The sequence below is a fragment of the Dyella sp. genome (assembly GCF_051954575.1).
Classification (GTDB): domain Bacteria; phylum Pseudomonadota; class Gammaproteobacteria; order Xanthomonadales; family Rhodanobacteraceae; genus Dyella_B.
On the sequence record NZ_JBQCHP010000048.1, the window covers coordinates 12247 to 26917 of the forward strand.

General features: G+C 63.9%; 13 protein-coding genes. 6 read left to right on the forward strand and 7 right to left on the reverse strand.

Annotated elements, in window-relative coordinates:
- Window positions 1-19 precede the first annotated feature (19 nt).
- From lpxL to ACTHNE_RS06985, 3 genes are all read left to right on the forward strand, one after another.
- Window positions 20-946, forward strand: coding sequence for an LpxL/LpxP family Kdo(2)-lipid IV(A) lauroyl/palmitoleoyl acyltransferase (lpxL, locus tag ACTHNE_RS06975; protein WP_324946843.1), 927 nt, complete (start codon window positions 20-22; stop codon window positions 944-946).
- Window positions 947-1104: 158 nt separating this feature from the next.
- Window positions 1105-1866 carry a polysaccharide deacetylase family protein gene (locus ACTHNE_RS06980; RefSeq protein WP_324946841.1) on the forward strand — a complete coding sequence of 254 codons (762 nt, stop codon included), beginning with the start codon at window positions 1105-1107 and terminating at the stop codon, window positions 1864-1866.
- A complete protein-coding gene (locus ACTHNE_RS06985; RefSeq protein WP_324946839.1) occupies window positions 1863-2942 on the forward strand; it encodes a glycosyltransferase family 4 protein in 1080 nt (359 codons plus the stop codon). Before ACTHNE_RS06980 ends, ACTHNE_RS06985 begins: the two co-directional genes overlap by 4 nt.
- 31 nt (window positions 2943-2973) lie before the next feature.
- Here the strand turns inward: ACTHNE_RS06985 and ACTHNE_RS06990 are convergent, their stop codons facing one another.
- Both ACTHNE_RS06990 and ACTHNE_RS06995 read right to left on the reverse strand, forming a co-directional pair.
- Window positions 2974-3729: a glycosyltransferase family 2 protein gene (locus tag ACTHNE_RS06990; RefSeq protein ID WP_324946837.1), complete on the reverse strand. Its 756-nt coding sequence runs from the start codon at window positions 3727-3729 to the stop codon at window positions 2974-2976.
- A complete protein-coding gene (locus ACTHNE_RS06995; RefSeq protein WP_324946836.1) occupies window positions 3719-4984 on the reverse strand; it encodes an O-antigen ligase family protein in 1266 nt (421 codons plus the stop codon). Before ACTHNE_RS06995 ends, ACTHNE_RS06990 begins: the two co-directional genes overlap by 11 nt.
- Before the next feature lie 228 nt (window positions 4985-5212).
- Between ACTHNE_RS06995 and ACTHNE_RS07000 the strand changes: the two genes are divergently transcribed.
- Entirely contained in the window at window positions 5213-6400 is a 1188-nt protein-coding gene (locus tag ACTHNE_RS07000) for a YfaP family protein (protein WP_324946834.1), read from the forward strand.
- 59 nt (window positions 6401-6459) lie between these two features.
- Window positions 6460-7599: a polysaccharide deacetylase family protein gene (locus ACTHNE_RS07005; protein ID WP_440268859.1), complete on the forward strand. Its 1140-nt coding sequence runs from the start codon at window positions 6460-6462 to the stop codon at window positions 7597-7599.
- 34 nt (window positions 7600-7633) lie between these two features.
- Here the strand turns inward: ACTHNE_RS07005 and ACTHNE_RS07010 are convergent, their stop codons facing one another.
- From ACTHNE_RS07010 to ACTHNE_RS07025, 4 genes are all read right to left on the reverse strand, one after another.
- Complete coding sequence (locus ACTHNE_RS07010; protein ID WP_440268860.1) at window positions 7634-8758, reverse strand: glycosyltransferase; 1125 nt, start codon at window positions 8756-8758, stop codon at window positions 7634-7636.
- 87 nt (window positions 8759-8845) lie between these two features.
- The gene (locus ACTHNE_RS07015; RefSeq protein WP_115496296.1) at window positions 8846-9052 is read right to left on the reverse strand and encodes a zinc-finger domain-containing protein; all 207 of its coding nucleotides are present in this window, start codon (window positions 9050-9052) and stop codon (window positions 8846-8848) included.
- Window positions 9053-9250: 198 nt separating this feature from the next.
- Window positions 9251-9838, reverse strand: a complete 588-nt coding sequence (locus ACTHNE_RS07020; RefSeq protein ID WP_440268861.1) for a YceI family protein — start codon at window positions 9836-9838, stop codon at window positions 9251-9253.
- 107 nt (window positions 9839-9945) lie between these two features.
- On the reverse strand, window positions 9946-10539 hold the full coding sequence (locus ACTHNE_RS07025; RefSeq protein WP_440268862.1) for a malonic semialdehyde reductase: 594 nt from the start codon (window positions 10537-10539) through the stop codon (window positions 9946-9948).
- A gap of 118 nt (window positions 10540-10657) precedes the next feature.
- Between ACTHNE_RS07025 and ACTHNE_RS07030 the strand changes: the two genes are divergently transcribed.
- Window positions 10658-11623 carry a mitochondrial fission ELM1 family protein gene (locus tag ACTHNE_RS07030; RefSeq protein WP_440268863.1) on the forward strand — a complete coding sequence of 322 codons (966 nt, stop codon included), beginning with the start codon at window positions 10658-10660 and terminating at the stop codon, window positions 11621-11623.
- Between the two features lie 110 nt (window positions 11624-11733).
- Here the strand turns inward: ACTHNE_RS07030 and glnE are convergent, their stop codons facing one another.
- On the reverse strand, window positions 11734-14586 hold the full coding sequence (gene glnE, locus ACTHNE_RS07035) for a bifunctional [glutamate--ammonia ligase]-adenylyl-L-tyrosine phosphorylase/[glutamate--ammonia-ligase] adenylyltransferase (RefSeq protein ID WP_440268864.1): 2853 nt from the start codon (window positions 14584-14586) through the stop codon (window positions 11734-11736).
- Between the last annotated feature and the right edge of the window lie 85 nt (window positions 14587-14671).

Sequence of the window (14671 nt, forward strand, 5' to 3'; positions counted from 1 at the left end):
TGCCGCTACAATTGCCCGAATGCCTGGAACACCTTATCCCCCCTTCACCCGCTCCTTGCTCGCACCACGCCTCTGGCCGGCATGGGTTGGCGTGGGCGTGATGAAGCTGATCGCCATGCTGCCGTTTCCGGTGCTGATGGGCATCGGCCGCGCGCTGGGCTGGCTGATCGAGCGCTTTCCCTCGCCGCGCCGCCAGGTGGCGGCCACCAATGTCGCACTGTGTTTTCCGGAGCTCGATGCGAAAGCGCAGGCCGCGCTGGTGGATGCGCACCTGCGCGACATCGGCCTGATGCTGATCGAGTTCGCGCTGGGCTGGATGGGATCGGACCGCGCGATCGGGAAAATCCCGGTCACCATCGAAGGGCTGGAACATCTCCAGGCCGCACACGCCGAAGGACGCGGCATCTTGCTGGTAGGTGGACATTTCTCGCACCTGGAATTGTGTGCGCGGCTGGTGTCGCAACGCATCCGCATCGCCGGCATGTACCGCCGCATGGACAACCCCGTGTTCGAATGGACGGTGCTGCGCGCGCGGCTGGGTTACGCGCGCGCCATGTTCGACAAGGACGATATCCGCGGCACCGTGAAATACCTGCGCAACGGCGGCACGCTGTGGTACGCGCCCGACCAGGACATGCGCAGCAAGGACAACGCCTTCGCGCCGTTCTTCGGCGTGATCGCCGCCACCATCACCGGTACGCATCATCTGGCGCGGCTGTCCCGCGCGGCGGTAGTGCCGTTCTTCCATCGGCGCCTGCCCGGCAGCCAGGGCTACGTGCTGCGCCTGGGTGCGCCGCTGGACAACCTGCCCAGCGCGGATGCCGAAGCCGATACCGTGCGCGTCAACCGCTGCATCGAAGACATGGTGCGCGAAGCGCCCGAGCAATACCTGTGGGTACACAAACGCTTCAAGACGCGGCCTGAAGGGCAGCCGCCGATCTATTGAGCGCAACGACAGGCTGGCGTCAGCCTCGGCCGGTACATAGATGGATTGGCCTTTTGTCGCGCCGTTGCCATGCCCTATCACCGAACCAGCCGGTCGCGCCGTCGCCCGGCACCGCCGACTGCCGTAAAATCCTGCGAACGGCAGACAAGGAGCGCTGCATGACCACGCAGGAAGGGCGAAGCGCTCCGGCTTGCCCGATCTTCATGTATCACAACATCGCCAAGGCCCCGCGCGGCCTGAAGCGCTGGCGCAGCCTGTACGTGAGTCCCAGCGCTTTCGCGCGGCAGATGTGGCTGCTCAAGCGGTTCGGTTACCGGGGCCTATCGATGTCCGACGCGATGCCGTACCTGCGCGGCGAACGGCAAGGCCGCATCGCAGTGATCACGCTGGACGACGGCTATGTCGACAACCTTGAGTTCGCGCTGCCGATCCTCCAGCGCTACGGCTTCACCGCCACCTGCTACGTAGTCAGCGGCAGCATCGGCCGCTACAACAACTGGGACGCGGAAAAGCTCGGCATCCAGAAGCCCTTGATGACCGCCGCACAACTGCGCGCCTGGCAGCAGGGCGGCATGGAGACCGGCGCACACACGCGCAGCCATCCGCATCTCACGCAATGCAGTGACGCACAGTTGCAAGACGAGATCGCCGGCAGCAAGGCCGATCTGGAAGCCGTGCTCGGCGCGCCGGTGACGCAGTTCTGCTACCCCTATGGCGACATGGACGATCGCGTCGCCGAAGTGGCCCGCGCCGCCGGCTATGCCGCCGCCACCACTACCCAGCGCGGACGCGCCAACGCCGGCATGGACGTATGGCGCCTGCCGCGCGTGCAAGTCGCCCGCCATCACGTGCTGCCGCAGTTCGCCATGCGCGCATTCACCGATTACGAGAACAAACGTCACCCGGGCAGCCGCGCATGAAATTTCTTTTCGTCGGCACCAATCCGGAAAACACCGGCGCCGCCACGCACTTCGTCGCGCTCGCCCTGGCCATGGTGGAAGCCGGCCACCAGGTCAGCGCCGTGGTGTATCCGAATGGCCTGATCGCCAATGCGCTGGACAAGTCCGGTGCGAAACTTTATCCGGCGAAATTCCGCAACGTGTTCGACCTGCGCGGATATTTGGCCACGTTCAAGGCCGCACGTGATCTGCAACCGGATTGGCTGGTCGGCAACTTCGGCAAGGAATACTGGCCGCTGATCCTGGTCAGCCGCCTGCTGCGCGTACCGGTGGCGCTGTTCCGTCACCGCACGCCACCAATGGGCCGACTGTCCCAATACCTGGTGCCACGACTGGCGCAGCGCTTCTTTGCGGTTTCCCAACATGCGCGGCAGGCTTATCTGGACCGTGGCGTGGCGCCGCAACGCGTTCGCGTGCTGTACAACCCGGTGAGCATGACCTGGTGCAAGCCCGACGCGCAGCGCCGCAGCGACGTCCTGCACCAGCTAGGCATTCCGCAGGATGCGATCGTGCTGGGCTATTTCGGTCGCATGCATCACACCAAAGGCATCTTCACCCTGCTTGAAGCGCTCGATGGGGCCATGGCGCAGGAATCGCGCCTGCATTGCCTGTGGCTGGGCCATGGACCGGAGGCGCAACAACTGGGCGAACGCATCGAAGCCGGCAACTTCGCGCACCGCCATCACATGCTCGGCTGGATCGACGACGTGCATCCGTACTACAGCGCGATCTCCATGCTGGCCTTCCCTTCCATCGCCACGGAAACCTTCGGCCGCGTGTCGGTGGAAGCCCAAGCTGCGGGCGCGCCGGTGCTGGCCAGCAACATCGGCGGCGTGCCCGAAACGCTTTCGCCGAACGTCAGTGGCTTGCTGTTGCCACCCGGCAATGCAGCGGCGTTGCGCAACGCCATTCTCAAGCTATGCGATGCAGACGTGCGCGAGCCCATGGGCATCGCGGCGCGCGATTTTGTGGACCGGCATTTCAGCACGCGCGTCATCGCCGACGAATTCGTGCGCATTTTGAGCGATGCCCAGTAGGTTGAGCTGAGACGCCGGGTTGGTCGTTGCCTCAGTCCTGCCTACGACGCGCCTCATGCAATTTGGCGTATTTCAGGAACACGTAAAACGCACCCAGCACACTGGCGACAAACCCTGCCCATCCGCTCAGAAAATACCGCTTCAACACAAACTGCCTTAAAAAAAACAGCGGCGGATAGATCACCATGCGCAGCCCGGTAAAACGCTGCCCACGGCGCAGCTTGTGCGCCACCATGCCGCTGCTGTAGCGATTGATTTTCTCCGCCCGCGTGGCGATATCGCCATCGCCGTTGTTGACGAAGTCGGCGCCCCACAAGGTCTTTACCGGCCCACGCACTTCCACCGCCGCATGCACTTCCACATCGTTCATGGCGCCGTGCCTGCGATTGAACAGGCGCAGATGGCCGTTGCGATGACTCAGGCGGTGCTGCACGGTCCAGAACATGCGCTCGCGGCGCGGCAGGCGGAACCCAGCGTGCTGTGGATCTTCCAATGCACGCTCGATGATCGCGCGCGTACCGGGCGACAGGATTTCGTCCGCATCCAGGTTCAAGATCCAATCGTTGCGCGCCAGTTCGTAGGCGCGCTGCTTCTGCGGACCGTAGTCGTCGAACGGATGCACTTCCACCCGCGCGCCATGCATACGCGCAATCGCCACCGTGCTGTCGGTCGAACCGGAATCGAGCACGACGATTTCGTCGGCCCAATCCACTTCGCGCAGGCAGATATCCAGCGTATCGGCGTTGTTGTAGGTGATCACCACCACCGAGAGCGGTTCACGCGCCATCGCGTTCTTCCTTCGTTGCTGCAAACAGCGACGCACACCATAGCCCCAGCAACCAGGCGAACAACAGCCCCCACCAGGCCGAATAGAAGGCCAGGTGCGAATTGAGCGGAAACAGCATCGCCGCCAGCGATACCGTCACCGGAAAAGCCGTCGCCCGGCCGGCCGACCCTGCGCGCCGCCATGCGCGCACAGCCAGCGCGACACCGACCAGCCACAGCAGCAGGCCCACAACGCCGGTTTCGATCAGCACCTCCAACACCAGTTGATGCGGATGGCAGGCGCCCATGCCGTCGCCGCAATTCTCCGCCACCATGAAATGATCGTTCGCGGGTGCATAATGCGGATATGCGTAGCGAAACCCACGCACGCCCACTCCCAGCAAGGGATGCGCCTCGATCATGCGCACGCCGGTGTGCCAGATATCGAGCCGCCCGGTCGTCGCTTCGTTGAGCGATTGCTCGCTGCCGCTCAAGGCCATCAAAGTGCGCTGCATGCGCGTCTCAAAGCGGGTGGATGTTTTCCATGCGATAGCGCCCGCAATCGCCAACACCACAGCCACCGACGCACCGACCGCCAAAAAGCGCACAAACGAACCCGCTTCGCGCGCGATGAACACCAGCGTGACCAAGCCGAAGGCGATCCACGCCGACCGCGAGCCGCTCAACATCACCGGCCCCAGCAACAACACGAAAGCCACGATCAGCCCGCGCAATTCCCAGCGCTTGCGCGCCGCCCACAGCGCAAACGGCGACAACATCGCCAGCGTCGGGCCCAGCTTGGGATCGTCCGCACCGAACAGCCCGGAAATCCGCTCCGCGTCCGCATGCCCGCGCAAGCTCCAGCCGGTAAGCATCTGCATCCACGCATCGAGCACCCAGAAGGCGATCACCGCCGCCACCGCGACATACAACCCATGCACCCGCTGCTCGCCGCGCAACGCATGACAGGCATAAAGCCCCAGCGGCAGATAACGCAGCAAGCCCAGTACCGTGCTCCAGCTTTTACCAGGCGCCACGGACACGAATGAAGACAGCAATGCTGCGCCGATGTAGCACGTCAGCAGCATCCATAGCAGACGCATCGACGGCTGCGTCCATTCGATCCCTCGCCGCCATGCAAGCAGCAGCCCGATCAGACATGCCGCAGTGCCCAGCTCGGCACTGCGCCCGAACGGCAGCAAGGCCACCACCAGCCAGTACGGCCACCATGGCTGCTGCAGCCAGCGTTTGAGTCGCTCGGAAGATTGGCTGTGCATAGGCGGCTGGCTGGCCTCAGGCGGTCAAGGGAGTCGAGGTACTCGGCTGGCGTAGCGCCAGAGTTCTAGCGATGGTCTTCGTCGGGCCGGCTCCCCGTGCTACGCGTCCGACTCCAACCTGCCCGCGATTTTGCAGAGATCGACCCCGCTTTGTCGCAATGTGTTCGTTAGAATTATTCCGATCGCGCATTATCCGATTCTTCCACACCAAAGCAGCAAGGACGTTATATGACCGCACGCTTGTACGGCCGTAAGTGGGTTGCGCTCGCATTCGCGCTTTTTGCCTTCAACGCTCACGCCACCGACCTGAAAGTCCAGGTATTGAGCGCTACCGTCAAAGACCAGAAAATCCCCGACGCAACAGTGATTCTGCAGCGTAACGGAGCGCAATCCGTACATGCCGTCACGGATGACCAGGGCAACGCCAAGCTGTCCCAGGACCAGGCCGACGATGCCAACTCGTTGATCATCATCAAGAAGGATGGCTACTCTGACCTGATCGCCAAATGTCCGTGTGCCGGCCTGAGCTATGCGCTCAGCCCCGTCATGCAGAACCTCGACGGTTTGCGCGTCGTGCTGAGCTGGGGCGCCGAGCCGGCCGACCTCGACCTGCACGTGGCCTACCCGAACAATCACGTCTTCTGGCGCACAAGGAAGGGGCCTGACGCCAATCTGGACATCGACCACACCGATAGTTACGGACCTGAAACCATCACCCTGGAACGCAAGCACGCGGGCGATACCTACGTCTTCGCGGTGCACGATTACACCGACCGCGCCAAGCCGCATACGACCTCCCTTGCCGACAGTCAGGCCAAGGTGTTCGTTTACGTCGGCAAATCGTTGGTACGCAGCTATTACGTGCCGAAAAATCAGCCCGGCAATTTGTGGACGGTATTTCGCATCACGGGCGAAGGCGAGTTTCAGGACATCAATACCGTGCGCGGCGTGTATGTCGACGCGGAAAACGTGCTCAATGAGATCGGCAACTACAACAACGAACAACTGCAAGTCACCGCCGCCAACCAGGGCGGCATCGATCCGGCCCACGCCAAGACGCTGAACCAGAACGGTGAAAAGGCATATCACGCCGGTGACCTCGAAGGCGCCATCAATCTGTACCGCCAGGCCATCGATGCAGACCCGAACTATGGCCAGGCCTACAGCAACCTGGGCCTCGCCTACCAGAAAGCGGGCCGTGCCGCCGAGGCCATCTGGGCCGACCGCAAGGCGCTGGCTCTGGCCAGCGGTCCGACCGCGGCGACGGTTCGCGCCAGCTCCTACTACAACATCGGACGCCTCTATGAAGATGCAGGTCAGCTCGACGACGCCTTGAGCAACTACCGGGCGGCGAAGCAGCAAAAGGCCAATCCGGTCTACGACAACGCCATCCAGCGCGTCAGCAACCATCGCTGATCCAATCCATGCCCCGCAGCCTTGCGGGGCATTTCTTTTCGCTGCCCGAGTGTTAGCCCATGCGCCGAATCTTTCTATCGGCGATCCTGCTGGTCGTCACGGCAGGGTCGCTTCATGCTGCAGGTCCCAGCGACGTCGCCGGAGGCGACCGCGCCTTCTGGCCTTCTCCCATCAACTCCACCGCGTCGTTCGACCTGGCATCGCGCGCCGAACTGCTGGCGTTCGGCAAGGCCTTGGCCGATAGCGAGCGGATCGATGACCAGGCTCTTCAGCAGCAACTGCAGATCAAGTCGTTCGATCACGCCTCGGTCGAACGCATCCGCGCCACCTACTGGCAACGGCTTACGGCGAACTACATGCTTGCCGCCGCGCATTGTGACAATCGGCAGCCCTTCTGCGCACCGGTGCATGACCAGGCCGATTTCAAGCGCGCCGCCGCGGCCTTCGTCGCCGCACCCGCGCCGGAATATCGCGCGTGGTTCGATCAGGCCAGTACGTTCCAGCATGTGTATTTGAACGAACTGCTGCGGCTTGCTGCGTTGTTCCCGCGAGTCAACAGCGAGGTAATGAGTTTTTCTTCGCAAGAGATCGACGGCCATGCACTGGGCGACCGCGAATTTTTGCTGAGCTTCGACGATGGTCCCACGCATGCAGGCGGTTCAACCGATGCGATGCTGCAGATCCTCCGTTCCTTGCATACGAACGCCACGTTTTTCACACTCGGCGAACCGCTGCAAGCCCGCCTGAAACAGAGTTCGCCAGCCAGCGTGGCAGCCTTGTACCAAGGCATGTGCGTTGGTGCGCATGGCTGGGAGCATCGCTCGCATAGCGCATGGCCGCAGTGGCAGGATTCGGTAATGCGCAGCATGGCCTTGGTTCACGACAATCTGCCGGACAGCTACGTGCCGTTGTTCCGCCCGCCATTCGGCCAACGCCGTCCCGACAGCGGCGATTTCTTTGCGCAGCATGGCTGGCACGTCGCACTGTGGAACATCGATTCGCAGGACTGGAACGCCAAGGTCGGCGCCGAGCAAGTCAAGCAGCGGGTGCTCACGCTGATGCTGCTATGGCGTCACGGCATCATCCTGTTCCATGACATTCACACCAAGGCCCAGGTATCCGTGCCGTGGCTGCATGATCAGGTGCGTGATGCGGGCGTGCAGTGGCTGGATTGCCACCGGTTTTCCGCCGGCACGTGATCTGGAAACGAGAAGGTGGTGGCACGCCCGCAGGCTACGCCACCACTTCCTCATACAACGCCAGCGACGCATGCTGCATGTCGACCAGCCGATAGCGCTGCAAGGGCGAGATGGGCGGCGCCACGCGCAGCAGTTCGGCGGCGCGTTCGATCAGGCGCTCGCGGTCGCCGGGCGGTACGCGTCCGGCGGGGTAGAGTTCGGCCAGCAGTTCGCCCACACCGCCGTGGGCATAGCCGAGTACCGGGCGGCACAGCGCCAGGGCTTCGACCACGGTGCGGCCGAACGCTTCGGGCTTGTTCGACAGCTGCAATATCAGCGCGGACATGGCGTAAATGTCGCGCACGTCTTCGCGCGGCGCAGTCATCACTACCTGGTTGGTTACGCCGCGGCCCTTGATCAGGTCCTTCAGTTCTTGCACGTAGGCTTCGCGACCCGGCTCGATCACGCCGAGCAGCAACAGGCGCGTGTCGATGCCGCGCTGCTTGAGTTCGGCCACCAGCTCGATGGCGTCGTGATGGCCTTTCAGGCGTGTGCCGCGGCCGGGCAAGGTGAGCAGCGGCGCGCCGGCGAGGTTGGGGAATTCGTTGAAGAACGCTCTCTGCCAGCTCTCGTCCGGACGATGACCGTAGGGGAATTTATCCGGATCGATGCCGCGCGGCACGATGCGGATGCGGGTGGTATCCACCTTGTCGTAATGGCTGATGAGGTAATCGCGCACGGTCTGCGATACCACTACGATGCGCTCACCGCGCAACATGATGGCGCTGTAGCGGCCCGGCGAATTGAGCCCGTGCACGGTGGTAATGAAGTGGGGGCGGGGCGACATGCCCTTGAGCGCCCACCAGCCCATCCAGGCGGGCAGCCGCGAGCGGACATGGACTACGTCCGGCTTGAGCTCGCGCAGGATGCGTCGCAAGCGCCCCAGCCGGCCCAGGGTGAGCAGCGACTTGCGGCCGATGTCAAGGGTGATGTGTTCGCTGCCCTCGGTCTGCAGCTGCTTGACCAGGCGGCCGCCAGCTGAGATCACGATCGAGCGATGTCCGGCCTGCACCAATGCCTGCCCCACTTCCAGCACCGAGCGCTCCGCGCCGCCCGAGTGCAGCGCGGGGATGAGCTGCACAACGGTCAGCGTTCTGGCCGGTGTGGCGGCGACGGACATGATTGCCTCATTGGCGACTTTCATCCATAAAACCCAAGCACCAATCGTGCCGTATGGCGCCGTTTATGCACCAGGTCGACGTTGTATTCAGTCGCGCAGGACGTAATGCGCGCCGCAGTAAGGACATACGGATTCACCGCCGTCCTCCACGATGGGCAGATAGACCTTCGGATGGGAATTCCACAGCGCCATGCCGGGCATGGGGCACGACAGCGGCAGGTCCGAACGCGTCACTTCATAACGATTTTCGGCATTCGCCAGGATGGGCGTGACGGCGGCAGAGGAACCCGACATGGGATGGTGCTCCGGGGTAAGACGTTGGGACCGGCAATGTTAGCAGGCCCAAGTTGGCGTGATACAGCACCCGGAATGCGGCCTGGCCCGCGCGTGGCGAGCCGGGCGTGAGCACTTGCCGAAGGAACCCGGCAAGTGCCCACCTTGTCCGTCCCCTCTCCCGCGAGCAGGAGAGGGAGCAGAGGAAAACGACGGCGCTTACTGCCCCGCCTTCGGCACCGAACCTTCGGTGGTGATGTCGATCTGGATTTCGTCGCTGACCTTCGGCACGTACGCACCCAGGCCGAAATCCGAACGCTTGATCGTGGTCGTGGCGTTGAAGCCGATCGCCTGCTGGCCGGTCATCGGATGCTTGCCTTCGTTGTTGAGCGTGGCGTTGAGCACCACCGGCTTGGTTACGCCGTGCACGGTGAGGTCGCCGCTCACCTTGTAATGCTTGCCGCCCAGCGGCTGCACGCTGGTGCTCTTGAAAGTGATGGTGGGAAATTTCTCGGCATCGAAGAAATCCGGCTCCTTCAGATGCTTGTCCAGCGCCGGCACGTGGGTGTCCAGATCGCTCAGCGGCAAGGTCACGTCCACCGAGGACTTGGCCGGGTTCTGGTCGTCGAACACCAGCGTGCCGTCACCCAGGCCGATGTTGGCGGTGGGATGGGAGAAGCCGAAGTGGCTCCAGCTGAACAGCACCATGGTGTGGCCCGGATCGAGCTTGTAGGTGACCGGGGTGGCCTGGGCCGAGAACGCTGCGCCGAGCAGACCGGCCAGCAACATGTAGCGAAGGGTACGCATAAAAAAATCTCCTGCCTTCATCGGGTGGATGGAAAAATCGCCTTCGTGCCAAACGAGGGGACCGTCGCCCGGGCATAGCCCTGGACGGTCATCCCTGGAAAAACCGCTTATTCGACGCGGCATGCTTCCTCGAACGCGAGCCGCGGGCTGCGCGGGAACAAGTCGCGGCTGCTGTCGCCGTAACCGATATTGATCAGGAAGTTCGATTTCACCGTGGTGCCGGCGAAGAACGCCTGATCCACGCCGGCGTTGTCGAAGCCAGACATCGGGCCGCAATCCAGAGCCAGCGCACGCGCCGCCATGATCACGTAGGCGCCTTGCAACGTCGCGTTGCGGAACGCCGTGGTATCGATCAGCGGCTGATTGCCGACGAACCAGCTGCGTGCATCGGCGTGTGGAAACAATTGCGGCAGCTTTTCGTAGAACGCATGATCGTTCGCCACGATCGCGGTCACCGGCGCTGCCATGGTCTTGGCGCGATTGCCTTCGGACAGGAACGGTTTCAACTTTTCCTTGGCCGCGGCGGACTTCACGAACACCAGGCGCATGGGCGAGGAATTGGCGCTGGTCGGACCGAACTTGGCCAGCTCGTAGAGAGCGTGCAACTGTTCGTCGGCCACTTCCTTGGGCAGGAAGGCGTTGTAGGTACGGGCGGTACGGAACAGCTGGTCCAGCGCGGCCTCGGCAAGCTTCTCGCTCATGGGTATCCTCTGGTGAACAATAAAGCGCAGAGTGTAAGCGCAAGCCGGACCGACCAGCGGCGAACGAGGCGAACATACTGTGCACGATCCGGCGACAATCGACCTGCGAGAACGCGGCATGCATCACACGCCGCAGGGCGAATGCTGGGCCATCACTGACCGCGCCGCCGGCAATCAACGACAGGCGCTGGCGCTGGCCGACTGTCTGGGGCTGCCGGTGCGTCACCTGGTGCTGTCGCTGCGTGCGCCATGGTCGTGGCTGTCGCCACGCTTGCTTGCGGGCGGCCGGCTGGCCTTGCCGGCTGCGCAACGCATTAACTTCGCGCCGCCATGGCCCACGGTCGCCATCGGTTGCGGGCGTAGCGCGGCCTTGCTCACGCGCATGTTGCGCAGCCTGACGGATGGGCATTGCCATACCGTGCAGATTCTCGACCCGCGCATCGATCCCGCGCATTGGGACACAGTCATCGCGCCAAGACATGACGGCCTGACCGGCATCAACGTACTGAACCCGCTGGGCTCATTGAATCCCATCGATGATGCATGGCTGGCCGATGGCCGCCAGGCAAGTCCTGCCCTGGGCGAGCTGCCAGGCCCCCGCACCGGCGTGTTGATCGGCGGCCGACGCAGCGGCATCCGTATCGACGCCGATTACGCGCGTCGCCTAGCGCAACACCTGCTCGCACGCCGGCGCCGCGAAGGCGGCAGCCTGCTGGTGCTGACCTCGCGCCGCACGCCCAACGCCGTGGCCGAGGTGATGCGCCATATCATGCGCGGCGTTCCCGGCCTGATGTGGAGCGGGCCTGACGACGGCCCCAATCCCTATCCCGGCGTACTTGGCTGGGCCGATCGCCTGGTGGTGACGCCCGATTCGGTGAACATGCTCAGCGAAGCCTGCGCCGTTGGCTGCGCGGTGCATACGTTTGCGCCGGAGGCCTTGCCCCCGAAGCTTGCGCGGTTTCATGAAAGCTTGCGCGCGGCCGGGCTGTTGCATGGTGTGGATGACGATGTGCCGGTGCGGCAGGTGCCGTTGCGGGAGACGCAGGCGATTGCCGGAGCGTTGCGAGAACGCGCTTTGGGGTGAGGGTACGATCAGCGCGCGGCAATAAAATCTTGCGCAAGAACCGTGGGTTGGGTTGCAAACCCCCAACGTCGCAGCGCATGCGTTGGCCATGTTGGGGTTTGCACCCCAACCTACCAATCGAACCCAAGCGCACGCGTCACTACATTCACTTCGCCGCACAGCGCCTCCAGCTCCGCATCGCGCGCCGCAAGACGCGAACGCAAATCCAGCGTGCACAACAACGCGCGCCGCAACAGCTCCGCATGCGCGCGGGTAAAGCAATTCGCTTGCGCGGTATCGAGCAAACCCGCATCGCGGCAAAGTTCGATCAGGCCTGCGTTCGCTGTCGTCGACAACAGACGCGGCGATTGCGACGCATGCGCCAGCACCAGGCCTTGCAGTGCGAACTCGATATCGAGCAAGCCACCCTGCCCTTGCTTCAAATCGATCAATGTGTCGCTCGAACGATCGCGCTCCGCACGCCAGCGCTGCCGCATGCTGCTGACTTCCGCCAGCACCGCGGTGCGATCGCGCGGCACGGCAAGCGTGCGGCGTCGCACGTCGGCCAGTTCCGCGTTCAACGCGGCATCGCCGGCGACTGGACGCGCACGCAACAAGGCCTGGTGTTCCCAGGTCCAGGCGCGGCTTTCCTGATAGGCGACAAACGCTTCCAGGCTACCGACCAGCAAGCCCTTCGAACCATCAGGCCGCAGGCGCGTGTCCACTTCGTACAGTCGCCCGGCGCGGGTGAGCACGGTAAGCCAGTTCATCACGCGCTGGGTCAGGCGTTGATACCAGCGCGAACCTTCCAGCGGACGCGCGCCATCGCTGATGGCTTGCGCACGCTGGCCATCGAACACGAACACCAGGTCGAGATCGGAGGCGAAACCCAGTTCCTCGCCACCCAGGCTGCCGTAGCCGAGGATGGAAAAACCCGAACCCTCGCCCGGCAAGCGTCCATGCGCGGCGATCACCTCGCGCTCCGCCAGCGCGGCAATCGCGTTGACCGCCGACTCGGCCAGCGCAGCCAGCCGGCGCGCGGTCGCCACCGCATCGGCGCGTCCATCGTTGAAGGCCAACCCTAAGCGAAAAGCGATGCTCGACTTGAATTCGTTGATGCGCTCCAGCTCCGCTTCCGCCTCGCGTTCGTCCAGCGTGGTGAGCACGCGGGCGATTTCCGCGCTGATATCCGCGCGCTTCAGTGGAAGCTGGTCGATGCGCGGATCGAGCACGTCGTCGAGCAGCAAGGGTTGCGCGATCACGCGCTCGGCCAGGAATGCGCTGTCGGCAAATAATTGCGCCAGGCGTTTGCGCGCCGAGGGTTGTTCTTCCAGCAGCGCAAGATAGGAAGGACGGCGCGCCACCGTCTGCACCAGGCGGCACAAGCGCAGCAGCGATGGCACCGGCGCGGAGGTGTCGCGAGCCGCCGCCAGCAATTGCGGCATCAGATGGTCGAGCAGCTCGCGTGCACGCGCCGGCATGGCGCGCAATTGCGACGCCTGCGGCAGTTTCAGCAGAGCGTCCGCCGCTTCCGCACCAGGCTTGAAACCGGACGCTTCAAGCACGCCTGCGTCGAGCGATTCATCGCACGCGCGCTGCCACAGGATGGCGTCCGCCGCGGGCACGCTCGCCTTGGCGCCGCCTTCGGGCATAAGCATGGCGGCAAATTCGTTGGCGACGATATCGCGGTGTTTGGCCAGTTCCTCGGCCAACGGTTCCCATGCCGGATAATCAAGCGCCAGCGCCAGTCGTTCGCGCGCGAGATCATCTTCCGGCAGATCGTGGGTTTGCGCGTCGCGCAGCATCTGCACGCGGTTTTCCAGCCGCCGCAGGAATATGTAGGCTTGGCGCAACGCACGCGCACGCGAAGCGGGAATATGCCCGCGCGCCTCGCAGGCGGTAAGCGCCGGTAGCAGGCCACGCACGCGCAGGCTCGGTTCGCGGCCGCCGCGGATCAGCTGCACCAATTGCACGATGAATTCGATTTCGCGAATGCCGCCCGGCCCAAGCTTGAGGTTGTCGGCCAGATCCTTGCGCGCCACTTCCGCATTGATCAGCGCCTTCATTTCGCGCAAACCGGCAAACGCGGTGTAATCGAGATACTTGCGATACACGAACGGCCGCAGCATTTCCTGCAATTGCTTGCCGGCGTTGCGATCGCCCGCGACGGTGCGCGCCTTGATCCACGCATACCTTTCCCAGTCGCGTCCTTCGCGCTGGTAGTACTGCTCCATCGCGGCGAACGGCAGCGCCAGTCGCCCGGCATTGCCGAACGGCCGCAGGCGCAGATCCACGCGCGCACAGATGCCGTCGGTGGTCGGCTCGTGCAGCAGGCGTACCAACTGGCGGCCCATGCGTACGAAGTATTCGCTGTTGTCCAGCACGCGCGCGCCGTCGCTCTCGCCAGCTTGCGGATAGGCCAGCACCAGGTCGATGTCGGAAGAGAAATTCAACTCACTGCCGCCAAGCTTGCCGAAGCCGACCACGATCAGCCGCTGCAGCACACCGTCCGCATCCCGCGCATGGCCGTAGCGCACGGCAAGGCTGCGCTCGGACCACTCCAGCGCAGCACCCAGCAGGGCTTCGTAGAGCACGCTGGTGGCGGAAAGCGTTTCGGGCAGATCGTCCAGCCCGTTGACGTCCCGAAACACCAGCCGCAGCGCCTCGGCATGCCGGAAGCGTCGCAACGCGGCCATGCAGGCCGCTTCGTCGGGATCGAGCTTCAGGGCCTCGATGCGCGCAGAGGCATCGGCGCTGGCGCGCAGGCGTTCCAGCCCCTGCGGCGCCAGCAATTGCGGCTGGCTGCGCCAGGTCTCGAAGGCGAAATCGCTGGCCAGCAGGGTGCGGCGAATGCGCTCGGCCACGCCGGCGTCGTCGTGCAGCGGCACGCCCGCGGCGCGGCAGCACGCCACCAGTTGCGCGTAGCGATCGTCGATAAGCGCCCGCAACACAGGCGATTCAGTAGGAGGTGAGATGACAGCCATGCAGCCATTATGGGCCCTGCATCGCATGCGATAGAACTGCTTTTCGCGTTCAGGGCTTGCATGCTTCACCGCGATCCTCCGACAG